The organism is Roseomonas elaeocarpi (genome assembly GCF_042433915.1).
Classification (GTDB): domain Bacteria; phylum Pseudomonadota; class Alphaproteobacteria; order Acetobacterales; family Acetobacteraceae; genus Roseomonas; species Roseomonas elaeocarpi.
Map to the genome: position 1 here is coordinate 71,836 of NZ_JBHLUN010000007.1, position 24,108 is coordinate 95,943.

Consider the following 24,108-nt stretch of genomic DNA (forward strand, 5'->3'; position numbering starts at 1 on the left):
CGCCGCCCGATGGCCCGATCTCCTGTTGCCGTCTTTGTGCGACGCGGCACTTCCCGCTAGAGCAGGGTGCGACCCGCCGGAAGCACCCGCGTCGCACACCCGACCGGCCCGCTTCCGGATGCCCGAGGAACCTGAGCCGCCCCCATGCACTGGTCCAGCCTGCTCGACGCCCGACGCCTCGGCCCCGGCACCGCCGCGCAGGCGGAACTCTTCCCCGGCGAGGACGAGCCGGACCAGAACCCGTTCCAGACCGACGGCGACCGCATCGTCTTCTCGCGCCCCTTCCGCCGGCTGCAGCAGAAGACCCAGGCGCACCCGCTGCCCTTCAACGCCCATGTCCGCAACCGGCTGGTCCATACGCTGGAGGTCGCGGCGGTGGGGCGATCCCTCGGCTACGCCGTGGGCACGCACCTGGCGGAGGAGCTGGCCGAGGCGGGGCGGCGGCCGGACGACCTGGGCTACCTCACCCACGCCGTGTGCCTGGCGCACGACATCGGCAACCCGCCCTTCGGCCATGCCGGCGAGGAGGTGATCGCTGCCAACATGACGCGTTGGATGAACGAGGTGGGCGAGAACAGCGGCCTCGAGCTCGACGCCGACCTGCGCCACTTCGACGGCAATGCCCAGGGCTTCCGCATCCTCACCCATTCCGACGGGCACCGCGGCACGGGGGGCCTGCGGCTGACGGTGGCGAGCCTCGGCGCCACGCTGAAATACCCCTGGGAAGGCACCGATCCGCGCGCGGCGCGGGGCGGCGTGCCGGGCGTGAAGTTCAACGTCTTCGCCACCGAGCGCGCGGTGCTGGCCGAGGTGCGCGAGGCCTGCGCGCTGGACGGGCCGCTGCCGCGCCACCCGGCGGTGTGGCTGATGGAAGCCGCGGACGACATCGTCTACACCCTGGCCGACCTCGAGGACGCGCTGGAACTGGGCATCCTGCGCTACGCGGACTACGCCGCGCTGATCGCCCCGCTGGCCGAGGTGTCGGCCGTGAGCCTCGACCGCGAGGCCGACGAGATCGGCCGCGTCACGCTGCTGCGCACGCTGGCCACCCGCCGCCTCCAGCGCGCGGTGACCGAGGCCTTCCTGGTGCATCACGACAGCATCCTCGCCGGCAGCCTCAAGCCGCGCGAAAGCCTGACCGGGCTGCTGGCCGCCACCGCGCCGGCGCTGCACGACGCGCTGACGGTGGCCGCCGAGCGCACCGAGGAGGTGGTGTTCTTCAACGCCCGCAAGGTCGAGTTCGAGATCGGTGCCCACGACGTTCTGGGCAAGGCGCTGAGCGTGTTCCTGCCCGCCTGCCTCGCCTTCGCGCAGGCCAATGGCGACGAGGCGCGGCTGACCTTCCGCCAGCGCCAGGCGCTGTCGCTGCTGCTCGACTACCGGCCCCGCGCGGGGATGAGCAGCAGCGAGGTCATGCGCTGCGCCGTGGATTTCGTGGCGGGCATGACCGACACCTACGCCTCCTGGCTGGCCGCCAAGCTGCGCGGCCTGGACACCCGGGTTTGAGCGCCGGCACCGTTCGCCCCGGTCTCCAGCGGCGCGGCGCGGCGGGTGCTGCGCCGCGCCTCCTCGTCTTCGGGGGCGCCCAGGCGCGACGCATGGCCGCGCTGATGCGGGACCTGCCCGCCCCGGCGGGGCAGTTCGACGTGCTCCACCTCGACCACGCCGCGCCGGAGCAGCCCGATGCGGCGCTGGCCACCGGCGGGGCGCCAGTGCTGTTGTGGGAACAGGCGCTCGACGCTTCGGTGGGCGCGGCGGCCACGGCCGCGCGCGACAGGCTGCGGGCCTCGCTGCCGATGGGAACCCCGGTGGTCCGCTTCCCCACCCTTGGCTTCCCGTCGCTCTGGCCCTTCGAGGGGCAGGACCCGCGGCTGAACCGGGCGGGCGATGCCGCGCAGTACGCCGGGGGGATCCGCTACCCCTTCACCGACCGCATCGCGCAGGCCGTGGCGGCCGCGCCGGGCGCCGCCGCGCTGCCCGACGACGCGCTCTACGACCTTTACCTCGAGCGCTTCACGCCCGAGCTTCCCCGCCTCGACCGGCGGCTGGCCGCCGACCGGGCGCGGCTGGAATGGCGCGACCGGCACAGCGACGTCGCGGTGGCCCCGTTCATCCTGGCGAACTTCCGGAACCGGCGGCTCTTCGCCAATAGCCGGCAGCCCAGCGGCCCGCTGTTGGGCGAGGTGCTGCGCGGGCTGCTGGCGGCCTCGGCCGATGCGCTGGGCCTCGACGCCCGGGCCGCCCAGAACGGGATCGACCTCCTGACCCGGCACCGGCAGGACGATGCCGCGCTCGAAGCGCCCATCAACCCGCTGGTGGCCGGGCACTTCCGCCTCCGCTACGGCCGGGAAGGGGAGCGCACGACCCAGGCCGGAACCAGCTGGACCTTTCGCGACTACATCGTGGGCTACATGCGCTGGCGCGCCTACGCCTGCTGATGCCGGGCCGCCCGGCGACCGGAAGCCCCGTCGCCGAGGCCAAGGCCACCGGGACCGCCCTAGCCGGGCTCGCTCCAGAAAGAGTCGCTCCAGAAAGACAGGCCCCGTTCAGGGCAAAGCGCCACGCCTCCGGGGCGCACGCGCCCGGCCGAGGCTACTCGCAACGCAGCGCGGCGCGCATCTCGCTGGCCCCGGCGGGATCGCACAGGGTCGCCAGGCGCCCGGCCGCGATCACCGCGAAGCGGTGCAGCAGGGATTTCCGCCTCGCCCCCGCCAGTGGCCGGTGCGGGGCGTCGCGCAGCACCGCGGTCTCGTAGCCGTCGGTGCACCACAGGCCCACATCCTCCGGGATCAGCGTTTCGTGCGGGAAGTCGCAGTCCACCGCGAAGAACAGCCGGTCGCACCAGTCGAGGTATTCGGGCCATTTGTTGTCGGACAGGAAGTCGCGCGGGCCGCTCTTCACCTCGATGGCGTTGAGCTGGCCCTCCGGCGTCAGCGCCAGGATGTCGAGGCGGCGGCCGCAGGGGATCGGCACTTCCGCCACCGGCGCCCAGCCGAGGCGCGCGCAGTGGCGCATGGCCGCGCGGCACACCATGGCCGTGCGGTCCGGAATGGAAAGGTCGAGGGGCATGGGAACGAATCGGGGACAAAGCGCCGGTCGAGTCAAGCCGGAACCGCCTCGTGGCCGGAATGCGGGGCGGGAAGCCCGCCGGCCTCACGCGAACCTGCGGGCGAGGTGCCCTTCCTCCACGGGTGGGCATGACCTGGCCCGCGCGTGGCCACCCGCCCCACGTCCCTGCACCCTCCCGCGCGTCCTGGCTGGCCCGCGAAGGTCCCGTCCCGCGGCGGCCGGGACCGCCGCGGGACGGCGTCACTCCTCCAGGATCGCCACCGCCCTGGTCCAGCCGCCCGAGGCAGCGCGGATCTTCACCGGCAGGCAGGAAATCAGGAAGCCGGTGGCCGGCAGCTGTTCCAGCCCGTGCAGCTTCTCGATCTGGCAGTAGCCCGCCTCGCGCCCGGCCTTGTGGCCTTCCCAGATCAGGCTGGCATCGCCCGTCTCGGCGTAGCGCCGCAGCGTGTGCGAGAAGGGCGCGTCCCAGCTCCAGCCATCGGTGCCGACGACGCGGATGCCCTGTTGCACCAAGTGCAGCGTGCCGTCCCGCCCCACGCCGCAGCCGCGATGGATGTAGTCCTCCTGTCCGTAGCGTGCCCCGGCCGCGGTGTTGATCACCACGATCTCGAGCGGGCTCAACCGGTGGCCGATACGCGCCAGCTCGGCGTCGATCTCGGCGGGCGTCACGACGTGGCCATCCGGCAGGTGGCGGAAGTCGAGCTTCACGCCGGGCTGCAGGCACCAGTCCAGCGGCACCTCGTCGATGGTGATGGCGCGTTCGCCGTTGTTCATGGTGGCGTGATAGTGCCAGGGCGCATCGACGTGCGTGCCGTTGTGCGTCGAGATCCGCAGCTGCTCCACCGCCCAGCCCTGGCGGTCGGGCAGGTCCTCGGCCCGCAGGCCGGGAAACAGCGAGGCCACCGCCTCGGCCGTTTCGGCGTGGTGGCTGTATTGGATCGCCACGCGCTGGAACGGCGGGTCCGCCGGAACGTCGTTCTCGATCGGGATGGACAGGTCGATCAGCCGCCTCATGCCCGTGCTCCTTCCCCCGCGGTGCCGGGTGCCGGCAGGATCGTCCCCCGGCATTCCCCGAAGCCGATCGCGGCGAAGCCCGGACGCTCGCAGCGGCCGCGCAGGATGATCTCGTCGCCATCCTCCAGGAAGCGCCGGACCTCGCCGTTCGGCAGCGTGGCAGGGCGGGTGCCACCGACCGTCAGCTCCAGCAGGCTGCTCAGCTCCGCCTCGGTGGGGCCCGAGATCGTGCCGGTGCCGAGCAGGTCGCCGGGCTGAAGGTCGCAGCCGTTGCTCGCGTGATGGGTCACCATCTGCGCCGGCGTCCAGTACAGGTGGCGCGCGTTGGAGGTGATGATCACCACCGGCTCCTCGCCCGCCGCCCGCATCCGCGCGGTGCGGATCAGCACCGACAACCGTACGTCGAGCCCGCCGGCCGCCTGGTCCGCCGCGTCCAGCAGGTAGGGCAGGGGCGCCGGGTCGCCCTCCGGCCGCGCCATCGCCGCGACGCGGAACGGCGCCAGCGCCTCGGGCGTCACCACCCATGGCGAGACGGTGGTGGCGAAGCTCTTGGACAGGAAGGGGCCGAGCGGAAACATCTCCCACCGCTGCACGTCGCGCGACGACCAGTCGTTGAGCAGGCAGAAGCCGGCGATGTGCTCTGCGGCCTGGCCGACCGGCACCGGCTCACCCCGCGCGTTGCCGCGCCCCAGCACGACGCCCATCTCGAGCTCGAGGTCGAGGCGGCCGCTCGGCCCGTAGCCCGGCGCCCCGCCCACCTCCGCCGGCGGCAGCTGACCCAGCGGTCGCCGCACCGGCGCGCCGCTGACCTGCACCGAGGAGGCGCGCCCGTGGTAGCCGATCGGCACCCACTTGTAGTTCGCCGGCAGCGGGTTCTCCGGCGTGAGCAAGGCTCCGGCGGCGCGCGCGTGGTGAATGCCGGCGTAGAAGTCGGAATAGTTGCCGACCGAGGTGGGGCGATGCATCGTCACGCCGTTCTGCGCGCGCAGCAGCGGCGATAACCGCTCCCGCTCCTCCGCACCCGCGTCCAGCAGGGCCACGAGCCGTTCCCGCAAGGCCGCGAGTTCCGTGCCCGGCAGGGCGAGCAGGGGATCGAGAAGCGTGGCCCGCGCCGCCGCGGCGCAGCCTTCCGGCAGCAGCCCGGCTTCCGCCACGCCGCGCAGGTTCAGGACCTGATCGCCGATGGCGACGCCGATGCTGCGTTCGCCACCCGTGCTCTCGGAAAACAGGCCGTAGGGCAGGTTCTGAATCGGGAAGTCGGTCGCGCCGGTGTTGGCGGATGCCACCCAGCTGCGCCGGGCGGCGTCGTGCGTGCTGTCGGGCTTGGCGGTCATAGGCGGGAACCTTTCAAAGCACGGAGGGCTGGGCGGCGGGCAGGCCCGCGGCCGTATCCGCGCCCTGCCAGCGACGGGTGAAGGCATCGAAGCGCGGCAGGGCAGCGATGGCCAGGGAGCTCACCGCCAGCAGCGCGATGACGCACCACAGCGGCACGGTGTAGCTGCCGGTCAGGTCGAACAGGGTGCCGGCCGCGGCCGGGCCGACCGCCGCCCCCACCGCGAACATCGCGTAGATCAGGGCGTACAGGAAACCGTAGCGCGCCATGCCGAAGTAGCGGGCGGTGAGGTAGGCGATCAGGTCCACCTCCGCCCCCAGCGACAGCCCGACGAGAACGGCCGCGACCGGCGCCAGCGCGGGACCGCCGAGCAGCAGCAGGAGGCAGCCGAGCGCGGTCGCCAGAAACATCGCGGCCGCGACGAAGGGGGCGAAGAAGCGGTCGATGACGTAGCCGGCCAGGATGCGGCCGCCCAGCACGCCGATGCCGATCACCGAGGCGATGCGCGCCGCCGCCATCGCGTCCAGCCCGGCGTCGCGCAGCAGCGGCGTGATGTGCACCACCAGCGCCGACACGGCGACGGCGATCGCGGCGAAGCCCAGCCCGATCACCCAGAAGGTGCCGCTGCGCAGTGCGAAGGCCACGGAAGCGCCGTCGCGCAGCACGGCGGAACGGGCCGCCTCGCCTTCGCGCAGGCCCAGCAGCGCGAAGGGCCAGGGCAGCAGCGCCAGCACCGCCAGGGTCAGGTAGGCCGTGCGCCAGCCATGTGCCTGGATGATCCAGGCCAGCAGCGGCGGCAGCGCGAAGGCCGCGACGCCGATCCCGGCGAGCGAGATGCCCAGCGCCAGTCCCCGCCCGCGATCGAACGCGGCGTTGACGGCGCGGGTGTAGTTGATCGGCGTGGCCCCGCTGCCCACCAGCCCCGCCAGCGCGTAGAGCAGGTGAAAGCCCGTGACCGAGCCTTCGAAGCGGCTGATCGCGAACAACACCGCGGCCAGCAGCGGGATCGACACCAGCGCCACCGGCCGCACGCCGACGCGGTCGATCAGCCCGCCCAGCAGCGGCGATACCAGCGCCAGCACCACGGTGGTGTAAAGGAACGACGAGGCCACGTCGCCGCGTCCCCAGCCGAACTCCGCCTGCAGCGGCGCGATGAAGCTGCCCAGGCTGTAGAAGGGCAGGGAGCTGAGCCCCATCGCGCAGCCCACCGTGGCGGCCAGCAGCGCCGGCCAGCCGTGGCGGAACTCGGCGGGTTTGCCGCCCTCCGCCGGAACAGTCCTGTTCATTCTCTTGGTTCCCGTGGCCGCCGGCTTCGCTGGCCGGCTGGCCAGGACCACGATTGTACGACCGTACAAATATCGCAAGCCCTCGCGGGAGCTCCTATGAACGGCGCGCGGGAAAACGGCGCGGACGGGGTGGATGCCTGCGGGGGCTGAGAAGATCGAGGAAGGGCGCGACCGACGCGCGGAGATCCTGCGCGCGGCCGAGCTGCTGTTCGCGGAACGGGGCTACGCGGCCGTGTCGATCCGCGACATCGCGGGCGCGGCCTCGGTGCCGATCGCCCTCGTCCGCTACTATTTCGGCCGCAAGGAGGAGCTGTTCGGCTTCATCTTCGAGGCGCACCGGCACCTGATCAGCGAGCGCGTGGAGGGCATCCGCGCCGTCGGTGGCCCGGCGGGCCCGGCGCGGGTCGAACGCATCGTGCGCGCCTGGGCGGAGCCGGTGCTGCGCGAGCGCGCCACGGAAGCGGCGAACTCCTTTTCCGTGCTGGTGGCGCGCTCCATCTGGGAGGCGGACGCGGTGAACCGCCGCATCGTCGAGCAGTATTACGACCCGCTCGCCCACTGCTTCCTGGCGGCGATGCGCGAGGCCCTGCCCGGGCGGGACGCGGCGTCGCTGGTGCTGGCCTACGAGTGGTCGCTCGGCGCGCTGCTGACCTTTATCGCCGACAACCGGGTGGAGCGCCTGTCCGCCGGCGCCGTCCGCGCCGGCGACCCGCAACAGGCGGAGCGGCTGATCCGCTTCATCGTGGCGGGGTTTCTGGCCAGCGGCTGACGCTGCGGGGCGAAGTTGCGGCATCCGCCTCGGCAAGGTCGCGCACGGGACGGGCGGGGCGGTTGCGACCCGATGGCGCCGGGCCGGCCCGCGAGGGAATGCCGCTGCTCCCGCGGGCCGGCCTGGGTGGAACCGCCCGGGCCGTTCAGTGACCCGTGTAGGCCGCGCGCTCCACCGGCCGTGCATCCGCCGCTGTGCCGGTGGGACGCGCCGCCCAGAACCCGGCCAGCAGCGAGCCCGACAGGTTGTGCCACACCGAGAACAGCGCGCCCGGCAGTGCCGCCAGGGGCGAGAAGTAGAGCTTGCCCAGCGCCGCCGCGAGGCCGGAATTCTGCATCCCCACCTCCAGCGCCAGGGTGCGGCAGATGCTCTCGTCGAAGCCCAGCAGCCTGCCGCCCCAGTAGCCGCCGAGCAGCCCGACGCCGTTGTGCAGCACCACGCCCAGCATCACCAGCGGCCCCACGGCCGCGATGCTGGCCTGCGTGCCGCCCACCACCGCGCCGATGATCAGCAGGATCGCCACCACCGAGACGATCGGCAGCACCGGCTTCACCGCCTCGACCAGGCGCGGCACCAAGTGGCTGACCACCAGCCCCACCGCGATCGGCAGCGCCACGATCTGCAGGATGCTTTCCAGCAGGCCCAGCGTGTCCACCGCGATGTCGGCCGACACGTAGAGCCGCGTCAGCAGCGGCGTCGCCACCACGCCCACCACCGTGGACAGCGCGCTGATCGTCACCGACAGCGCCACGTCGCCGCGCGACAGGAACACCATCACCGTTGAGGAGGTGCCGCTCGCCACGCTGCCCACCAGGATCATGCCGGCCGCGAGGTCGGGCGGCATGTTCAGCGCCCGCGCGATCACCCAGGCCGCCAGCGGCATGATCAGGTAGTGCAGCACCAGCCCTGCCAGCACCGGGGCGGGGCGCAGCAGCACGCGGCGGAAATCCTCCAGCCGCAGGGTCATGCCCATGGTGAACATGATCAGCGACAGCAGCAGCGTCACCCAGGGCCCGACGGGCGTGAAGCTCGCGGGCGAGAAATAGGCGGCCAGGGCGACCAGAAGTGCCCATAGCGGGAAGAGGCGGGTAACGAATGACATGGCGGCTGGACGGTTCCTGAAGCTTCGTTGCGTGTCCTTCTTAATCGTGGTTCGTTCCGGCAAGAACCCCGCTCTCCGCGCCCCAGCCCCGCCGCTGCGCCGTGCCGGAGGTGCCGCCCGGCCCCACCCGCGGGCCGGCTCCGGCGCGCGATGGGTTCGGCCCGGAACACGCCCCGCTTGACCGCGCCGCCCGTCCGGGCGACCTGCGCCGAAACAAGGACGAACAAGGAAACGCCCCCGTGTCGATCCGCCCCGCTTCCCGCCCGCTCACCCTGCCGCGCCGCGCTCTGATCCTGGCCGCGCCGGCGCTCGCCATCCTGCCGCGGCCATCCCGCGCGGAAAGCCTGCCCCCGCTGCACCTTGTGGTGCCGGCCCCGCCGGGCGGCCCCACTGACATCCTGGCCCGCGTGGTGGGTGAGCGCGCCGGGCCCGCGCTCAACCGCGTCGTGGTGGTGGAGAACCGGCCCGGCGCCGGCGGCGCGATCGGCTCGGAAGCGGTGGCGCGCGCGGCGCCCGACGGCAACACGCTGGTGCTGGGTCACAACCAGACCCATGCCTCGAACCAGTGGATGATGCCGGGGCTGCGCTACGACGTGGTGCGCTCCTTCACGCCGGTGGCGCGACTGGGCACCGTGCATCACGCGCTGGTGGTGCCGGCCGACGGGCCATCCGCCACGCTGGCGGCGCTGATCGAGCGCGGCCGGAAAGAGGATCTCAGCTACGCCTCGTCGCAGGCGGGCTCGGCCTCGCACGTCATCAGCGAGGCGCTGGTGCGACGCAACAGGATGCACGCGACCCACATCCCGTATCGCGGCGCGGCGCCGGCGGCCACCGACACCATGACCGGCGTGGTGGATTTCTACACCGCGACCTTCCCTTCCGTGGCGCCGCTGGTGCGCGAAGGGCGGCTGCGGGCGCTGGCGATCGGCGCGCCGGCGCGCCTGCCGGACTTCCCGGCGCTTCCCACCGCCGCCGAGCAAGGGCAGGGCGAGCCCTTCGTGGATGCCTGGTTCGGTCTTTTCGCCCCGGCCAATACGCCCGAGGCCGTGGTGGAGCCGCTGTCGCGCGCCCTGCTCGGCGCGCTGGACGATCCCGCGGTGCAGACGCGGCTCGAGGCCGCGGGCTTCACGCTGTCGCCTGCCGGCCCGGCGGAGTTCGCCGCCTTCCAGCAGGAGGAAGTGGCGCGCTGGCAGCGCATGGTGCAGCTGACCGGCATCCGCATCGAGGAGTGATCAGGCAGACCGGGACGGATCGGCTCACGGGTGATTCAAAAAGGCCGTTCTGGCCAACGGCGCGCTATTTACAACTCAATGTAACTAACTCAGACTTTTGTGTAATAATTTCGTGAGCCGATTCGCATGTTTCCTCGTCTTGGAAGGGCAGCTGCGGGCGCTTCCCTGCTGCTCCTGTGTGCCTGCGTTACGCCGAACGACGCTGCCATGAAAATCGGCCAGCCCGCGCCGGACGCGGCCGCGATCCGTACCGCGGAAACGCACCAGTTCGCGGTGGACGAAGCGACGCTGCTGAGCGAGGCGACGCAGACGCTGCAGGATCTCGGCTTCAACGTCACCGAATCCTCGTCCGAGTTCGGTGTCGTGACGGGGCGCAAGAGCCGCGATGCGACGGAAGCCGGCCAGGTGGCTGGCGCGGTGCTTCTGACGGTCGCCACTGCCCTGCTCGGGGCGCCTACCAATGTCGGCTGGGACAAGGAGCAGGAGATTCGCGTCACCATCGTGACCCTCAACGGCGGCAGCCCGGCTGCCGCGACGGCGCGCGTGTCCTTCGAGCGGGTGGTGACCAAGAGCAACGGTTTGCGCTGGCATGAGCGCCTGACCGATCAGGCCATGATGCAGGAGTTCTTCACCAAGCTGAACGCGGGCCTCGCATCCGCTCCCGGAGCGCGCACGTGAAGACCTCGTTTCGCGCAAGGCTGCGGTACCTGTCCCTGCTGGCGGTGCTCGGCCTCCCGGCCTGCGCCGGACAGCCGGGCGAGCACAGCGTCGTCGCCAGCCAGAAAAGCGCCGTCGAGCTGCGCTCGATGCAGTCGCGCGTCTTCGAGACGGCCGACCGGACGCGCGTGCTGCGCACCACCATCGCGACGTTGCAGGACATGGGCTACGCGATCGACAAGGTGGATGCGCAGGCCGCCACGGTCAGCGCGACCAAGGCGTCGCAGCTCCGCATGAGCGCGGCGGCAGCGCCGCGCGGAACCAGCCAGACGGTGCTGCGGGCCAACGCGATCGTCGTCGGCCAGAGCAGCGACACGCAGGTGGACGAGCCGCGCTTCTACCAGGAGCTGTTCTTCGCCCCCCTGGCGCAGCGCCTCGCACTGGCGTCGCAGGACCTTCCGGCGGATGCCGCGGCACCCCTCCCGAACCCGCCCGCCGCCACGCCCTGAACCCCGCAGTCACACCTCAACCATGAACGGAAACGTCACGATGCCTGTCCGCAAGGGCGTGAAGGCGCTCGCAGGCCTGGCCCTGCTGCTGGCCGGCTGTTCCTCGGCCGCCGACCACGCAGCCTCGGTGGCCGCCGGTCAGGCCGCCGGCAGCCGCCTGACCGTAGGCACGGTCCAGCGCGAGATCCGCGTCGGCATGAGCAGTGCCGAGGTGGTGGAGGTGCTGGGCGCGCCCAACGTGGTCAGCACCGACGATCAGCGTCGCGAGAACTGGGTTTATGACCGCATCGCCACCCAGACGGTGTACAGCGGCTCCTCGGGCGGGGTGAACGCCCTGTTCCTGGCGGGCGTCGGAGGGAGCGCCGGGGCCGTCAGCACTTCCCAGCGCAGCCTGACCGTGATCGTGCGCTTCGATGCCGCGCAGCGCGTGCGCGACTTCTCCTACCGCTCAAGCTCCTTCTGAGCCGGTGCGGTCCGCCACGCGCGCGCGACGTGCCGCGGCTGCGATGCTGACGCTGCCGCTGCTCCTCGGCTGTGTTCCGAAGGAGCAGTTGCAGAGCGCTGCGCTGCAGCCGTCCAGCAACGCGGTCGCCCTGCGCCAGCTCCAATCGCGCCGCTTCGACACGCGCGACGAGACGGTGCTGCTTTCGGCCTCCACCGGTGTCCTGCAGGACCTGGGCTTCACGGTCGATGAAAGCATGCCGGCCGCCGGCCTGCTGGTCGGCTCCAAGTCCCGGACCGCAATCGAGGCGCAGCAGATTGCCGGCCAGATGCTGCTGCTGGCGATGGCCGCTGCCCTGGGCGCGCGGACCGATCCCACCTGGGACCAGGATCAGCGCATTCGGATCTCCATCGTGGTGACCCCGGCCCGCGACCGCGCTGCAACCGTGGCGAGGGTCAGCTTCCAGCGTATCGTCCGCAACAACCGCGGCGGCGTGTCGAAGGTGGAAACGATGGAGGACCCGCAGCTCTACACGGAGTTCTTCGAGATGCTGTCCAAATCAACCTTTCTGCAGGCGAACCAGATCTGATGCGGCATCTTCGTGGTGTTCTGTGCCTGTCCGCCCTGGCGCTGGCGGGTTGCCAGACGGACTCGCGGCAGCAGGTCCTGGCCACCGACCGCAGCCAGGTTGAGCTTCGTTCGATCTCCACCCGCGCTTTCGACACCAACGACCGCAGGCAGGTCTTCCGTGCGGTGATCGGCACCTTCCAGGACCTGGGTTTCGTGGTGGACCGCGCCGATGAGACGCTGGGAACCGTGAGCGCCACGAAGCTGCAGAACTACGTGCTGCGCATGACCGTCACCGTACGGGCGAGGGGCGCGACGCAGGTCGCGGTCCGTGCCAGCGGGCAATACAACCTGGATGCCATCTCCGACCCCAAGCCTTACCAGGACTTCTTCAATGCCCTGGAACAGGCCCTGTTCCTGACGGCCAACCAGATCGACTAGCCTTCCGCAGGGCGGCCCCCCAGGCACATGCCCGCCGCTTCGCGGGCAGCGGGGGGGAACCCGGTTTCCGCATCCCGCGCGCAACGACCGGCCCAGGTGGTTGCGCCAACCCTGGCCTGGCGCGATCTAGGGCTGATGACCACCCCCGCGGCGCACTCCTCGCGATGATCAGCGTTTTCGACCTCTTCAAGATCGGCATCGGCCCCTCCTCCTCGCACACGGTGGGGCCGATGCGCGCCGCCGCCGCCTTCGTGCTCACGCTGGAGGAAGCGGGGCTGCTGGGCGCCGTCACGCGGGTGGAGGCGGTGCTGCTGGGCTCGCTGGCCTGGACCGGCGAAGGGCACGCCACCGGCCCGGCCACGATCCTGGGCCTGTGCGCCGAGGCGCCCGACACGGTGCAGCCAGAGGTCGCGGCCCAGCTGCTGCACGAAGCATTAGGGGAACACCGCCTCCACCTGGGCGGCACGCGGGTGATCCGCTTCGACCCGGCCACCGACCTGCGGCACGACCGTGACACTCCGCCGCCGAAGCATCCCAACACCCTGGTGCTGCGCGCCACCGACGCCGCCGGCGCGACCCTGCTGGAACAGCGCTGGTGCTCGGTTGGCGGCGGCTTCGTGCAGCCCGAGGCCGAGGTCGGCGCCACCCCGATCGCCGACACCGCGCCCGTGCCCTATCCCTTCACCTCGGGGGAGGAGCTGCTGGCCATCGGCGCGCGCACCGGCCTGACCGTCGCCGCGATCATCCGCCGCAACGAGCTCGCCCTGCGCCCCGAGGCGGAGGTTTCGGCCCACCTGCGCGCCGTGACCGCCGTGATGATGAACTGCATCGAGCGCGGCGTGCGGGCGGAAGGCCACCTGCCGGGGCGCCTGCGCGTGCGCCGCCGCGCCGCCGCCCTGCGCGCCAGGCTCGATGCCGCGGCCGGGCGCAACGACCCGGCGCTGCCGGCCCCACCGCACGCGGCGATGGATCGTGTCAGCCTCTACGCCATCGCCGTGAACGAGGAGAACGCCGCCGGCGGCCGCGTCGTCACCGCCCCTACCAACGGCGCGGCCGGCGTGATCCCGGCGGTGCTGCGCTACTATCGCGACCACTGCCCGGGCGCGACGCCGCAAGGCATGGAAGACTTCCTCCTCGCCGCCACGGCGATCGGCACGCTGTGCAAGCTCAACGCCTCGATCTCGGGCGCCGAGGTCGGCTGCCAGGGCGAGGTCGGCAGCGCCTGCGCCATGGCGGCGGCGGGCCTCGCCGCCGCGCTGGGCGGCACGAACGCGCAGGTGGAAAACGCCGCCGAGATCGGCATGGAGCACCACCTCGGCATGACCTGCGACCCGGTGGGCGGGCTGGTGCAGATCCCCTGCATCGAGCGCAACGCCTTCGGTGCCCAGAAGGCGATCACCGCCGCCTCGCTGGCGCTGCACGGCGACGGCGCGCACCACGTGTCGCTGGATCAGGTGATCAACACCATGCGGCGCACCGGCGCCGACATGCACAGCAAGTACAAGGAAACCTCGCAGGGCGGGTTGGCGGTCAGCTTCCCGGAATGCTGACCGCCACCGTTTCGGACCCGGCGCCGCGGGCGGGGTGATCAGTCCGCCGCCGAGGCCGGGCCGCGATCAGCCCCGGGGCGCCGGCAGCGCCGCCTGCGTCCCTTGCTTCTGGCGCAGCGCCGCCAGCCGGTCGCCCAGGCTGCTCGGCCCCGGCAGGCGGCCCGAGGCCGCGTCCATCGCCGCGGCGATGTTGGGGTCGTCCTTCTCCGGCCGCGTCGGCGTCAGCAGCTTGGCCTTGGCGTTCGCGGCCTCGGCCTGCGCCAGGTCGCGCGCGGCGGCGTCCTGCATCGCCTTCAGCGCGGTGTTGAGGCCGCTGGTGGCCCCCGACAGCCCCGCCGCCTGACGCGCCGCCTCGGCCCGCCGCTCGGCGGCCTCGCGCTGGGCGTCGGCGCGGCTCATGTCGCGCTGGGCACGGGTCAGGTCGCTGCGCGCGGCCTTGAGCTTGGCGCCGGCCTGCTCGTAGGTCTGCTGCAGCGTTTCGAGGAAGTCGGCGGCATCCACCGCGTCCTGCTTCTCGCGCTCCACCTCGGGTGCCATCTCCTCGAGCATGCCCACCAGCGTGGTGAGGGAGCGCTCCAGCCCCGCCTTGGCGGTGGGGTCGGCCTCGGCCTCCAGCCGGCGCTGCAGCTGTTCCGCCGCCGCCATGCGCTGCTGCGACAGCGCCTGGATGGCGTCGGCCTCCTTCTTTTCCCGGTCGTAGTTCTGCCGCGCTTCCGCGACCTGGAGGCCCAGCTGGTCGAGGTGCTGTTCCATGGTGCGCAGCTCCGCTTCGGTGGCGGATTTCGGGTCCCAGCGGACGATGGCCTCGACGGCGTTGTTGACGGCCTGGTCGGTCTTGACCCCGACGAGGTTGCGGATGAAGGCGAGCATGGTGTTCTCCCGGTTCGTGAATTCTCAGCCGGCCATGGCGCCGGCGTTCAGCAGCGCGACCGCGAATTGCATCCCCACCAACACCCAGGCGGCGGCGACGTTTCCGGCCTCGATCATCCCGCGCAGGCCCCGGATCAGCGCCGAGGCCACGGCGAAGGCCAGGAGCTGCACGATCACGGCCACCAGGCCCCAGATCAGGATGTCCAGCGTGAAGGCGCTGGTGGCCAGCGTGGCTGCCAGCGGGATGGCCAGCGACACGGTGGTGCCCGCCAGCACAATGCCGGCCGCGAGGTTGCCTTCCCGCACCAGCCGCATCTCGTGGAACGGCGTGATGGCCATGTAGGCCACCACGCCCAGGGCCAGCAGCAGCAGCGTCACGGCGAACTGCAGGATCAGCACGGGCAGGCCGGCCCGCAGGGTGTCCAGGATCACGTCCATCGCGGTGTTCCGTTTCTCAAGCTCTTGGGGGCCGCGGGGCGGGCCGGGGGAGGGGTGATGCCAGCCAGGCCTGCGGTCTGGCCGGGCCGCCGTGCCATGCCGGCCGGGCGCGGCGTGGAGCCGGCCAGGATTAGCCGGGTAGCGCGCGGAACCGATCCAACTGGATCGCTCCCGGAAAAGGCAGGGCGGGATGGTTCGCGCCCAGGGTCGGTCGCGCGGCTCATGCCAGCGACAGCGAGGCCGGGTTCACGTCGATGCCGCAGCGGATCTCGACCCAGGCCTGCGTGCCGTCCTCCACCGCGGAGACCAGGATGTATTCCGTGGCGGGCGCCGGTTCGGCGAGGCCGGTGGGCGCGGCGTAGAGCATCGCCTGGCTGCGGACCACGCGGCTGCCCTGCGCCGTTTCCATTGTTTCCTCCAGCACGCGCGGTGCCACGCGCGTGCTCCCGGGCGACCAGGCGCGGGCGTAAACCTTGCCGTCCTTCGTCTGGAACTCCGGCCAGCCGATCATGCCCTCGTTGTTGTCCAGCCAGGCGCCCCACTCGTTCTCGTCGGCGGGCGCGACCTCATCCAGCGGCGCGAAGTAGCGGCACTCGTCCGGCTGCCCGCCGCTGCCCAGGTGCAGCTGGAGCATGGCGTTGTCGCCGGGCAGGTAGAGCCGCACCAGCGCGTCGCGCTCCATCCGCCCCACCGCCGTGACGCTGACGGTCTGCCCGGCATCGGCGGGGCTGCTGAGGTGGGTCGCGCCCGCCGCCAGCAGGAAGGGCGTCGGGTCCAGCGTCAGGGTCATGCCGACGCGGAACTGCGACGGCGTGTAGCCCTCGCCGGAGGCCTTGTGGCGCAGCATCTCCGCCCCGCTGCGCAGGGTGCCCAGGGTTCCGCCCGTCATCGATCCCGCTCCTGTTCTGCCCGGACCCACCCCGCCGCTGCCGCGCCGCCGGCGCCAGGCGAGGAAGCCCAGCACGCCGCCGCCCACCAGAACCACGCCGATCACGCCCGGCGCGATGCCGCCACCGGACCCGTTTCCGGCCTCGGCGCTGGGTGTCCTGACGTCGGTATCGTCCGGCTCCGCCTGCCCGGTCGCGACCTCGGCCGGCACGTCGGGGGGCAGGTAGTTCGGGTCGCGCGGCGCGTCGCCGCCGGCCTGCACGCGCCGGTCCAGGTCATCGAGCCGGCCGCGGATCTCCGCGTCGCTCTGCGCCCGGCGCTCGGCCTCGGCGCGCCATTCGCGGTAGCCAGGATCGTCCTGATGGTTGCGGAAGAAGTCGGCATGGCCCGGCTGCGACAGGGTGCTGAGCAGGAACCACAGGAAGGCCGCGTCCCACACGCCGAAGGAGCGGGGCCCGCCCATCATGCCGCCCGGCATCTGCCAGCCGCGGCCCTGGTACCAGCTGCCGTTGCCGCCGCCCCAGCCGCCGCCGGTGGAGCCGGCGTATCCGCCCCCGTATCCACCCCCGAACCCGCCGCCATACCCGCCACCGTAGCTGCCCCCGTACCCGCCACCCCGGGTGGAAGGGGTGCGCGGCCGGCTGGCCTCCTCGGCCTGTCGCTGAGCGCTTTCCTGCTGTTCCCGCATGCGCCGCAGCGCGTCGCCCGCCTGGCTCCGCCCGTAGGAGCGGTCGCCGGCGGAACTGCTGCCGTAGTCGAAGGACGAACGCCCCGCGCTCGAGCCGGGCAGGGAATACCCGCCCGAGGACGGGGTGCGGCTCCGGGAATAGCCGCCCGAATAGCTGCTCGACGATCCGCCGGAGGAGCGACTGAAGGAGGGTGTGCGGGAAGAACTGCTCGGCCGCGAATAGCCGCCGCTGGACCGGGGCCGGGCCGAAGCCTCGCCCGCAGAGCCCAGCAGCAGGAGGGTCGCCGGCGCCGCCGCCTGGGCCAGCAGGAGCAGGGCGCAGAAGACGCGCCCGAAGCGGTTCCAGCGATCGGTCCTGATCATGCCCGTTCCTGGTTCCCGCCCCCGCTCTGCCAGGCATCAACGCCGCGTCCGATCGATTGGTTGGATCGCGGCGGTCCGGGAAAGTGGCGGCGCGGCGCGGGGGCGGCGCCCGCGCCGCCGGACGGCATCTTGCCACCCTGCGCCCGGCGTTCCACCGGCTCCGCCGTGCCGTGCCGTGCCGTGCCCTGTGGTCAGGCGCAGGGCAGCCGCACCGCAACCACGGTTCCGTCTTGCTCCTTATCCGGATGAGGCCGACGCTTCACCGTCCGTGCCTGCTTCCCCGGAGCCATCCCATGCAGAAACGACCCCTCGGCCGGTCCGGCCTGTCCATTCCGCCGCTGGTGTTCGGCGGCAACGTCTTCGGCTGGACGGCGGATGAGGCCACCTCCTTCCGCCTGCTCGACCGCCTCGTGGAGGCCGGCCTCAATGCCATCGACACCGCCGACATCTATTCCCACTGGGCCCCCAACCATCGCGGCGGTGAGTCCGAGACCGTGATCGGCAACTGGCTGAAGCGCCGCGGCCGGCGCGACGATGTGATCATTCTGACCAAGGTCGGCGGCCCGATGCCGGACCGGGCCGAGGGCGGCGGCGGCAAGGGGTTGAAGCGCGACTGGATCCGGCGCGGGGTCGAGGCCTCGCTGCGGCGGCTGCAGACCGACCATATCGACCTGTACCAGGCCCATTTCGACGACCCCGATACGCCGCTGCGCGAAACGGTGGGCGCCTTCGCCGAGCTGATCGCGACGGGCAAGGTGCGCGCCGTCGGGGCCAGCAATTATTCCGCCGCCCGGTTGCGCGAGGCGCTGGAAACCGCAGCCGAGATGGGCGTGCCCCGCTACGAGAGCCTGCAGCCGCACTACAACCTCATGGAGCGCGAGGGCTTCGAGCGGGAACTGCAGCCCTACTGCTACGAGCAGGGGCTGGGCGTTATCCCCTACTTCTCGCTGGCGGCGGGCTTTCTTACCGGCAAGTACCGCTCCGAGGCCGACCTGTCCAAGAGCCCGCGCGGCGAGGGCGTGCGCAAGTACCTCGACGCGCGTGGCAAGCGCGTGCTGGAGGCGCTGGACGACGTGGCCTCGCAGCACGGCGCCACCCCGGCGCAGGTGGCGATCGCCTGGCTGGTGAACCGCGCCGGCATCACCGCGCCGATCGCCAGCGCCACGCGGGAAGAACAACTGGAGGATCTGATCAAGGCCGTGACGCTGGACATCCGGCCCGCCGACGTGGCCGCGCTGGACGGCGCCAGCGCCTGATCGTGTGAGGCGCGGGCCATAGGGGCAACCCCGGTGGCCTGCGCGTCGTTCCCGCCGGGACTCGACAGCGTTGGCCGCTGTCTAGCCCGTCAGCCCGCCGGCCAGACCGCGCCGGGGAAGCGGTTCAGCGGGATGCGGAGGTACTGCCCGCCATCGGGCTCGGGCGGCGGCGGGCGCCCGCCGCGGATGTTCATCTGCAGCGCGTGGAGCATCAGCCGCGGCAGCGGCAGCGTCCGGTCGCGGGCCTCGCGCGCCGCCACGAAGCCGGCCTCGGTCTGGTCCACCAGGTGCGGGTTGCAGCGCTGCTGCTCCGCCACCGTGCTTTCCCAGCGCGCTTCCCGCCCGCCCGGGCGGTAGTCGTGCCCGGTGAAGATGCGGGTCTCGGGCGGCAGGCTCAGGATGCGCCCGATCGAGCGCCACAGCGCCCGGGCGTCGCCGCCGGGAAAGTCCGCCCGCGCCGTGCCGCTGTCGGGCATGAACACCGTGTCGTGCACGAAGGCGGCGTCGCCCACCACGTAGCTCACCGAGGCCAGGGTATGCCCGGGCGAGAACAGCACCCGCGCTTCCAACTCGCCGATCCGCAGGACCTCGCCGTCGCGCAGCAGCCGGTCCCATTGCGAGCCGTCCGCCGGCAGGTCCGGCAGGCCGTAGATCTCCCGCCACAGGCGCTGCACGCCGGTGACCTCGACGCCGATGGCGGTGGGCGCGCCGGTTCGTTCCCGCAGGTAGGGCGCGGCCGAAACGTGGTCGGCATGCGGGTGGGTGTCCAGGATCCAGGCGGCGGTCAGCCCTTCGGCCCGCAGGTACGCCAGGATGGCGTCGGCGCTGCGCGTCGCGAAGGAGCCGGAACAAGGGTCGAAGTCCAGCACCGGGTCGATCACCGCGCAGTGCCCCGTCGCCGGGTCGGACACCACGTACTGCACGCTGCCGGAGCAGGGTTCGTAGAAGCCCTGCACCACCGGTCTGCCGTGCGGGACGCGTGACTGTGGCATTCCGTGCGACTCCGTCGTTGGGGCGACCCGCCTGCCGGGCCACTCCGCCGCCGCGCCCACGCGGGTGCAGCGCCACGCAGGGCGGTTACCCAGTCCAGGCTGCCCAGTCCAGGCTGCCCAGTCCAGGCTACCCAATCCGGGCTTGGCCGGGTCGAGCCAGGTTGGACCACTCCAACCCGGGCCGACTTGGACCAAGCCGAGTCAGGCCAGGGTAGGCCATCCGGTTCCAATCAATCCGGCCGCTCAGTCTCCCCGGTGCCCAGCGAGCGGCCCGCCCCGAGGGCACTGATCGCGGCCAGGATGCCACACCCTGCCATCGAGCCGCCTTCGTAAACGTCGAAAAACGCCATGCCTGCCCCTATGCTCCCGCCGGCGGCCCTTCCTGCGGGAGGGGGCGCGTCGCGGGCCACCTTCCGGGGGGAGGGTCGCCCGCCGACGAAGCTGTTGGGGGATGTGCATCGTGCTTGAACAATCGCTTGGCCGGCGTGCGGCGCTGCGCCTCGGCCTGTCGCTGCTGGCCACCAAGCTGGCCGGCGCGGCGCTGGCCGGCGCGGCGCTGGCCGGCGAGGCGGAGGCCGCGGCGCTGATCCGGGCGGACGGGGCGGGGGCCCGGCTGACGCTGCCGGTGGGACCGTCGGATCGCTGGCGGCTGACGGCCACGGTGCGCCCCGCGCGCCTGCGGCTGAGCCTGCCCGGCGGCTGGCGCGGCCCGGCACGGGCAGGCGGGGCGGGCCCGGTGCGCGCCCTGCGCTGGGACGCGCGGTCGCGCACCCTGCTGATCGACCTCGAGGCCCCGGTCGCCGCCCCTTCCGTCAGCCGCGCCGGCGCGAGCCTGGTGCTCGGCCTCCAGCCCGGCGGCAGCGCCGCTTTCGCCCGGCTCGTGCGCGGCGGCACGGTGGCCGAGGGCGGGGCGGCGCCCGCCAGCGCCACCCGGACCCTGCCGGTGGTGGTGATCGACCCGGGCCATGGCGGCAAGGACCCCGGCACGATCGGCGTGTCGGGCACCTACGAGAAGCACATCGTGATCGCCGCGGCGCGCGAGCTGAAGCAGCGGCTGGAGCGCACCGGCACCTGCCGGGTGGTGCTGACGCGCGGCGGCGACACCTTCATCCCCCTGGCCGGGCGGGTGGAATTCGCCCGCAAGCGCGGCGCGTCGCTGTTCATGTCGATCCATGCCGACAGCGCGCCCGGCGCCAGCGGGGCCAGCGTCTACACCCTGTCGGACCGCGCCTCGGACGCGCTTTCGGCGGGGCTGGCGCGGCGCGAGAACGCGGCCGACGCCGCGGCCGGCCTCCATCTGCCGCCCGTCTCGCCCGAGGTCGCGCGCATCCTGATGAGCCTGGTACGCCAGGAAACCCGCACCGGCTCCGACCGCATGGCCGGGATGGTGGTGTCGGCGCTGCGCGGCGACATACCGCTGCTGCCCAATACCCATCGCGAGGCCGCTTTCGCGGTGCTCAAGGCCCCCGACATCCCATCCGTGCTGGTGGAAATGGGCTTCCTGAGCAATGCCCGTGACGAGGCCGCGCTGAAGCGCCCGGCGCACCGCGCCAAGGTGGCCGCCTGCCTGGCGGAAGCGGCGAGTGGCTTTATCCGGCAGCAGCAGGCGGCTCTGGAAGGTCTCGGCGTGCCGGCCGGCCTGGGCTGAGCACCCGCGCCCGCTGCCTCTGCGCCGCGGGTTGCGAAGGCCGGAGCGGGGCGGCGCCCCGGCATCGCCGCCCACGGTTCCGGCCGGGCGGCTTCGCCCCGGCAGCCCCCCCGGCAGCTCCCTCGGCAATTCTCCTGGTGGTCCGCTCGGCTGGTGGCTCTCTCGGCGGCGTGATGCGTGACGGTTCGCCGCCGAACGGTTCAACCCCCCGTTGACCATGTGGCGAAAACTATCCACCCGCCGGGCCACAATACGGTGATCCCGCCTTGGCAAGCGGATGACGCGCACGGGAAGCGTGGCACCCGCCCCCCGGTCCGTTGTAGGAGGACGCCCATGTCCGATGATCCCCGTCGCGCCCGGCCGCCCTTGAGCGGCGACGAGGCTCCCGCGGCAGCGCCGCGCCGCGCCGCGAACCGTGCCGCCCGCCGCGCGGCCGAGCGTGAGACCCGACGTCCGCGCCGCCGCTGGCTGCGCCGCATCGTGGGCGGCGTGGCCGGCATCGGCATGGTGGCGGTGGTGCTCGCGGGTGTGGGCGCCTACGGCGCCTTCGAGGTCGCGACGCGCGACCTGCCGGACTACAAGTGGCTGGAAGACTACCAGCCGCCGCAGATGAGCCGCATCTACGCCGCCGACAGCCAGCTGATGGCCGAGCTCGCGGCGGAACGGCGCGTCTTCGTGCCGATCGACGCTATCCCGCCGCTGGTGCAGCAGGCCTTCATCTCGGCCGAGGACCAGAACTTCCGCACCCATGGCGGCGTGGACCTTTTCGCCATCGCCCGCGCGGCCATCACCAATGTCGAGCAGATCGGCTCCGGCAGGCGCGCGGTGGGTGCTTCCACCATCACGCAGCAGGTCGCCAAGAACATGCTGACGGGTGCGGACCGCACCATGCTGCGCAAGGTGCGCGAGGCGGTGCTCGCGAATCGCATCGAATCGGCGATGAGCAAGGACCGCATCCTCGAGATCTACCTGAACGAGATCTTTCTCGGTCAGCAGAGCTACGGCGTCGCGGCGGCCGCCTGGAACTACTTCAACAAGAGCCTGAACGACCTTTCGATCGCCGAGATGGCCTTCCTGGGCGCGCTGCCCAAGGCGCCCAACAACTACAACCCCGCCAAGTATCCCGAGGCCGCCAAGGCCCGGCGCGACTGGGTGATCGACCGCATGGCCGAGGACGGCGCCATCACCCGCGCCCAGGCCGACAGCGCCAAGGCCGAGCCGATCCGCTCGCAGAACCGCGGGCGGCCGGACGTTCTGGCGGTGGGCCGCTACTTCACCGAGGAAGTGCGGCGCGAGCTGATCTCCCGCTTCGGCGAGGAGCAGACCAACATGGGCGGCCTGGTGGTCCGCACCTCGCTGGAGCCCAAGCTGCAGGCGGCCACCGAGAAGGCGCTGCGCGACGGGCTTAACGAGTACGACCGCCGCCGTGGCGGCTGGCGCGGCGCCGTGACGCAGATCGCCTACGGGCAGACCGAGTGGATGCCGGCGCTGGCCGCCACCGCCCGCCCGCCGGGGATGCTCGCGGAATGGAAGCTCGCCGTGGTGACCGGCGTGTCCGATCGCGAGGCGCGGCTGGGCTGGGTCGACCGGCCCGACAACGGCGGCGCGCCGCAGCCGCGGCAGGGCTCGCTCTCCTTCGGCGAGGTCAGCGGCTGGGCCCGCCCCGCCGACAAGAACGGCCGCCTCGGTGCCGCACCCCGCCGCATGAGCGACGTGGTCAAGCCCGGCGACGTGGTGATGATCGAGACCGGCTCGAACGGCCGCATCGCGCTGCGCCAGATCCCGGTGGTGGAAGGCGCGGTGGTGGCGCTCGACCCCGCCACCGGTCGCGTGATGGCGATGGCCGGCGGCTGGAGCTTCGACATGTCGGTGTTCAACCGCGCCACCCAGGCGATGCGGCAGCCCGGCTCCTCCTTCAAGCCCTTCGTGTACCTCCCCGCCCTGGAAATGGGCATTCCGCCCAACCAGCAGCTGCTCGACGCCCCGCTGGAGGTCATGACGCCGCAAGGGCCCTGGCGTCCCGGCAACTACGACGGTCGCGCTTCGGGCGGCTACGTCACGATCCGCGCCGCGCTGGAAAAGTCGCTCAACCTGCCGACCGTGCGCATGGCGCAGGAGGTGGGCATCGACAAGGTGGCCGACACCGCCGCCCGCTTCGGCGTGATCCCCAACATGCCGCGCGTGCTGTCCATGGCGCTGGGTGCCGGCGAAACCACGGTGATCCGCATGGCCGGCGCCTATGCCGCCTTCGCCAATGGCGGCCGGCAGGTGACGCCGACGCTGATCGACAGCGTGCAGGACCGCCTCGGCCACGCGGTGTGGCGCAACAACATCCGCGCCTGCGCCGGCTGCGAGGCCGACGTGACGGCGGGTCCGCCGACGCTCACGGACGAGCGCAAGCAGATCACCGACCCGATCGCCGCCTACCAGATGACCAACATCCTGACCGGCGTGATCCAGCGCGGCACGGGCGCCAAGGTCGGCGCCGGGCTCGACCGGCCGATCGCCGGCAAGTCGGGCACCTCCAACGACTTCAAGGACAACTGGTTCGTGGGCTTCACGCCCGACATCGTGGTGGCGACCTGGTTCGGCTTCGACGACAGCCGCTCGCTGGGCAACGGCGAAACGGGCGGCGGCAATGCCGGTGGCATCGTTCACGACGTGCTGGCGGCAGCGCTGGAAGGCAGCCCGCCGGTGCCCTTCCGCGCACCCCCCGGCGTGGCGCTGGTGCGCACCACCGACTTCAACGGCGCCCCCATCACCGAGGCCTTCCGCCCCGGCACCGAGAACAGCGCCCGTCCGCCCTCCGGCGGCGGTGGCGGGGGCGGCGGCGGGGACTACGGCAGCGCGCCCACGGCATCGGCCGTGGACAGCAGCCTGGGCGGGCTCTACTAGAGGCCGCTTCCGCCCCGGGCCGCGAACCGGGGCGCAGCCTTCTGAACTCTGTTGTGGGGGGCAGCCCCGCGCCGGCGCCGGCCTCCCGGCCCGCGGGCG

The 24,108-nt window shown here is 72.4% G+C and carries 22 protein-coding genes; 13 read left to right on the forward strand and 9 right to left on the reverse strand.

Translation table 11 applies throughout. The features are described 5' to 3' along the window. The first annotated feature begins 144 nt into the window (after positions 1–144). Both dgt and ACFFGY_RS10440 read left to right on the forward strand, forming a co-directional pair. A complete protein-coding gene (dgt, locus tag ACFFGY_RS10435) occupies positions 145–1,506 on the forward strand; it encodes a dGTP triphosphohydrolase (protein WP_377044429.1) in 1,362 nt (453 codons plus the stop codon). Then, a complete protein-coding gene (locus tag ACFFGY_RS10440; protein ID WP_377044430.1) occupies positions 1,503–2,438 on the forward strand; it encodes a WcbI family polysaccharide biosynthesis putative acetyltransferase in 936 nt (311 codons plus the stop codon). The genes dgt and ACFFGY_RS10440 overlap by 4 nt, the downstream gene beginning before the upstream one ends. Positions 2,439–2,592: 154 nt before the next feature. On the opposite strand, the gene ACFFGY_RS10445 is transcribed toward ACFFGY_RS10440, so the two are convergent. From ACFFGY_RS10445 to ACFFGY_RS10460, 4 genes are all read right to left on the reverse strand, one after another. Then, positions 2,593–3,069 carry an MmcB family DNA repair protein gene (locus ACFFGY_RS10445; protein WP_377044431.1) on the reverse strand — a complete coding sequence of 159 codons (477 nt, stop codon included), beginning with the start codon at positions 3,067–3,069 and terminating at the stop codon, positions 2,593–2,595. 240 nt (positions 3,070–3,309) lie between these two features. Further along, entirely contained in the window at positions 3,310–4,083 is a 774-nt protein-coding gene (locus ACFFGY_RS10450) for a cyclase family protein (protein WP_377044432.1), read from the reverse strand. Next, positions 4,080–5,417 (reverse strand): fumarylacetoacetase, encoded by a 1,338-nt coding sequence (gene fahA, locus ACFFGY_RS10455; RefSeq protein ID WP_377044433.1) that lies wholly within the window; start codon positions 5,415–5,417, stop codon positions 4,080–4,082. Before fahA ends, ACFFGY_RS10450 begins: the two co-directional genes overlap by 4 nt. A gap of 13 nt (positions 5,418–5,430) precedes the next feature. Beyond that, positions 5,431–6,702 (reverse strand): MFS transporter, encoded by a 1,272-nt coding sequence (locus ACFFGY_RS10460; RefSeq protein WP_377044434.1) that lies wholly within the window; start codon positions 6,700–6,702, stop codon positions 5,431–5,433. A gap of 133 nt (positions 6,703–6,835) precedes the next feature. Between ACFFGY_RS10460 and ACFFGY_RS10465 the strand changes: the two genes are divergently transcribed. Further along, positions 6,836–7,471: a TetR/AcrR family transcriptional regulator gene (locus ACFFGY_RS10465; RefSeq protein ID WP_377044435.1), complete on the forward strand. Its 636-nt coding sequence runs from the start codon at positions 6,836–6,838 to the stop codon at positions 7,469–7,471. A gap of 145 nt (positions 7,472–7,616) precedes the next feature. Here the strand turns inward: ACFFGY_RS10465 and panS are convergent, their stop codons facing one another. Next, entirely contained in the window at positions 7,617–8,573 is a 957-nt protein-coding gene (gene panS, locus ACFFGY_RS10470) for a ketopantoate/pantoate/pantothenate transporter PanS (protein WP_377044436.1), read from the reverse strand. Between the two features lie 239 nt (positions 8,574–8,812). Here panS and ACFFGY_RS10475 point away from each other — a divergent pair, with 239 nt between their 5' ends. The 7 genes from ACFFGY_RS10475 (at position 8,813) to ACFFGY_RS10505 (ending at position 13,971) form a co-directional block, all read left to right on the forward strand. Beyond that, complete coding sequence (locus ACFFGY_RS10475) at positions 8,813–9,805, forward strand: Bug family tripartite tricarboxylate transporter substrate binding protein (protein ID WP_377044437.1); 993 nt, start codon at positions 8,813–8,815, stop codon at positions 9,803–9,805. Positions 9,806–10,012: 207 nt separating this feature from the next. Next, complete coding sequence (locus ACFFGY_RS10480) at positions 10,013–10,483, forward strand: hypothetical protein (RefSeq protein ID WP_377044438.1); 471 nt, start codon at positions 10,013–10,015, stop codon at positions 10,481–10,483. Next, on the forward strand, positions 10,480–10,971 hold the full coding sequence (locus ACFFGY_RS10485) for a hypothetical protein (protein WP_377044439.1): 492 nt from the start codon (positions 10,480–10,482) through the stop codon (positions 10,969–10,971). The genes ACFFGY_RS10480 and ACFFGY_RS10485 overlap by 4 nt, the downstream gene beginning before the upstream one ends. Positions 10,972–11,011: 40 nt before the next feature. Beyond that, a complete protein-coding gene (locus ACFFGY_RS10490; RefSeq protein WP_377044440.1) occupies positions 11,012–11,434 on the forward strand; it encodes a hypothetical protein in 423 nt (140 codons plus the stop codon). A gap of 43 nt (positions 11,435–11,477) precedes the next feature. Further along, positions 11,478–12,002 carry a hypothetical protein gene (locus tag ACFFGY_RS10495; RefSeq protein WP_377044441.1) on the forward strand — a complete coding sequence of 175 codons (525 nt, stop codon included), beginning with the start codon at positions 11,478–11,480 and terminating at the stop codon, positions 12,000–12,002. Beyond that, positions 12,002–12,421, forward strand: a complete 420-nt coding sequence (locus tag ACFFGY_RS10500; protein ID WP_377044442.1) for a hypothetical protein — start codon at positions 12,002–12,004, stop codon at positions 12,419–12,421. The genes ACFFGY_RS10495 and ACFFGY_RS10500 overlap by 1 nt, the downstream gene beginning before the upstream one ends. A 164-nt stretch (positions 12,422–12,585) precedes the next feature. After that, positions 12,586–13,971, forward strand: coding sequence for an L-serine ammonia-lyase (locus ACFFGY_RS10505; protein ID WP_377044443.1), 1,386 nt, complete (start codon positions 12,586–12,588; stop codon positions 13,969–13,971). A gap of 66 nt (positions 13,972–14,037) precedes the next feature. Here ACFFGY_RS10505 and ACFFGY_RS10510 read toward each other — a convergent pair whose 3' ends face one another. From ACFFGY_RS10510 to ACFFGY_RS10520, 3 genes are all read right to left on the reverse strand, one after another. Beyond that, a complete protein-coding gene (locus tag ACFFGY_RS10510) occupies positions 14,038–14,841 on the reverse strand; it encodes a hypothetical protein (RefSeq protein ID WP_377044444.1) in 804 nt (267 codons plus the stop codon). 24 nt (positions 14,842–14,865) lie between these two features. Continuing rightward, positions 14,866–15,279, reverse strand: coding sequence for a DUF350 domain-containing protein (locus ACFFGY_RS10515; protein WP_377044445.1), 414 nt, complete (start codon positions 15,277–15,279; stop codon positions 14,866–14,868). 220 nt (positions 15,280–15,499) lie between these two features. Next, complete coding sequence (locus tag ACFFGY_RS10520) at positions 15,500–17,218, reverse strand: DUF2491 family protein (RefSeq protein WP_377044446.1); 1,719 nt, start codon at positions 17,216–17,218, stop codon at positions 15,500–15,502. A gap of 293 nt (positions 17,219–17,511) precedes the next feature. Between ACFFGY_RS10520 and ACFFGY_RS10525 the strand changes: the two genes are divergently transcribed. After that, positions 17,512–18,474 (forward strand): aldo/keto reductase, encoded by a 963-nt coding sequence (locus tag ACFFGY_RS10525; RefSeq protein ID WP_377044447.1) that lies wholly within the window; start codon positions 17,512–17,514, stop codon positions 18,472–18,474. An 89-nt stretch (positions 18,475–18,563) separates the two neighbouring features. Here ACFFGY_RS10525 and ACFFGY_RS10530 read toward each other — a convergent pair whose 3' ends face one another. Further along, positions 18,564–19,466, reverse strand: a complete 903-nt coding sequence (locus ACFFGY_RS10530; protein ID WP_377044448.1) for an MBL fold metallo-hydrolase — start codon at positions 19,464–19,466, stop codon at positions 18,564–18,566. Positions 19,467–19,926: 460 nt separating this feature from the next. Here ACFFGY_RS10530 and ACFFGY_RS10535 point away from each other — a divergent pair, with 460 nt between their 5' ends. After that, a complete protein-coding gene (locus ACFFGY_RS10535) occupies positions 19,927–21,114 on the forward strand; it encodes an N-acetylmuramoyl-L-alanine amidase family protein (RefSeq protein ID WP_377044449.1) in 1,188 nt (395 codons plus the stop codon). A 333-nt stretch (positions 21,115–21,447) separates the two neighbouring features. Next, positions 21,448–24,009 carry a penicillin-binding protein 1A gene (locus ACFFGY_RS10540; RefSeq protein ID WP_377044450.1) on the forward strand — a complete coding sequence of 854 codons (2,562 nt, stop codon included), beginning with the start codon at positions 21,448–21,450 and terminating at the stop codon, positions 24,007–24,009. Positions 24,010–24,108 lie beyond the last annotated feature (99 nt).

What these genes read in the sequence shown, in the direction of transcription:
- dgt (WP_377044429.1), top strand. Translation starts at nt 145, where the DNA reads ATGCACTGGTCCAGCCTGCTCGACGCCCGACGCCTCGGCCCCGGCACC.
- ACFFGY_RS10445 (WP_377044431.1), bottom strand. Translation starts at nt 3,069, where the DNA reads ATGCCCCTCGACCTTTCCATTCCGGACCGCACGGCCATGGTGTGCCGC.
- ACFFGY_RS10450 (WP_377044432.1), bottom strand. Translation starts at nt 4,083, where the DNA reads ATGAGGCGGCTGATCGACCTGTCCATCCCGATCGAGAACGACGTTCCG.
- fahA (WP_377044433.1), bottom strand. Translation starts at nt 5,417, where the DNA reads ATGACCGCCAAGCCCGACAGCACGCACGACGCCGCCCGGCGCAGCTGG.
- ACFFGY_RS10460 (WP_377044434.1), bottom strand. Translation starts at nt 6,702, where the DNA reads ATGAACAGGACTGTTCCGGCGGAGGGCGGCAAACCCGCCGAGTTCCGC.
- ACFFGY_RS10465 (WP_377044435.1), top strand. Translation starts at nt 6,836, where the DNA reads ATGCCTGCGGGGGCTGAGAAGATCGAGGAAGGGCGCGACCGACGCGCG.
- panS (WP_377044436.1), bottom strand. Translation starts at nt 8,573, where the DNA reads ATGTCATTCGTTACCCGCCTCTTCCCGCTATGGGCACTTCTGGTCGCC.
- ACFFGY_RS10480 (WP_377044438.1), top strand. Translation starts at nt 10,013, where the DNA reads ATGAAAATCGGCCAGCCCGCGCCGGACGCGGCCGCGATCCGTACCGCG.
- ACFFGY_RS10490 (WP_377044440.1), top strand. Translation starts at nt 11,012, where the DNA reads ATGCCTGTCCGCAAGGGCGTGAAGGCGCTCGCAGGCCTGGCCCTGCTG.
- ACFFGY_RS10495 (WP_377044441.1), top strand. Translation starts at nt 11,478, where the DNA reads ATGCTGACGCTGCCGCTGCTCCTCGGCTGTGTTCCGAAGGAGCAGTTG.
- ACFFGY_RS10500 (WP_377044442.1), top strand. Translation starts at nt 12,002, where the DNA reads ATGCGGCATCTTCGTGGTGTTCTGTGCCTGTCCGCCCTGGCGCTGGCG.
- ACFFGY_RS10505 (WP_377044443.1), top strand. Translation starts at nt 12,586, where the DNA reads ATGATCAGCGTTTTCGACCTCTTCAAGATCGGCATCGGCCCCTCCTCC.
- ACFFGY_RS10510 (WP_377044444.1), bottom strand. Translation starts at nt 14,841, where the DNA reads ATGCTCGCCTTCATCCGCAACCTCGTCGGGGTCAAGACCGACCAGGCC.
- ACFFGY_RS10515 (WP_377044445.1), bottom strand. Translation starts at nt 15,279, where the DNA reads ATGGACGTGATCCTGGACACCCTGCGGGCCGGCCTGCCCGTGCTGATC.
- ACFFGY_RS10520 (WP_377044446.1), bottom strand. Translation starts at nt 17,218, where the DNA reads ATGATCAGGACCGATCGCTGGAACCGCTTCGGGCGCGTCTTCTGCGCC.
- ACFFGY_RS10525 (WP_377044447.1), top strand. Translation starts at nt 17,512, where the DNA reads ATGCAGAAACGACCCCTCGGCCGGTCCGGCCTGTCCATTCCGCCGCTG.
- ACFFGY_RS10530 (WP_377044448.1), bottom strand. Translation starts at nt 19,466, where the DNA reads ATGCCACAGTCACGCGTCCCGCACGGCAGACCGGTGGTGCAGGGCTTC.
- ACFFGY_RS10540 (WP_377044450.1), top strand. Translation starts at nt 21,448, where the DNA reads ATGTCCGATGATCCCCGTCGCGCCCGGCCGCCCTTGAGCGGCGACGAG.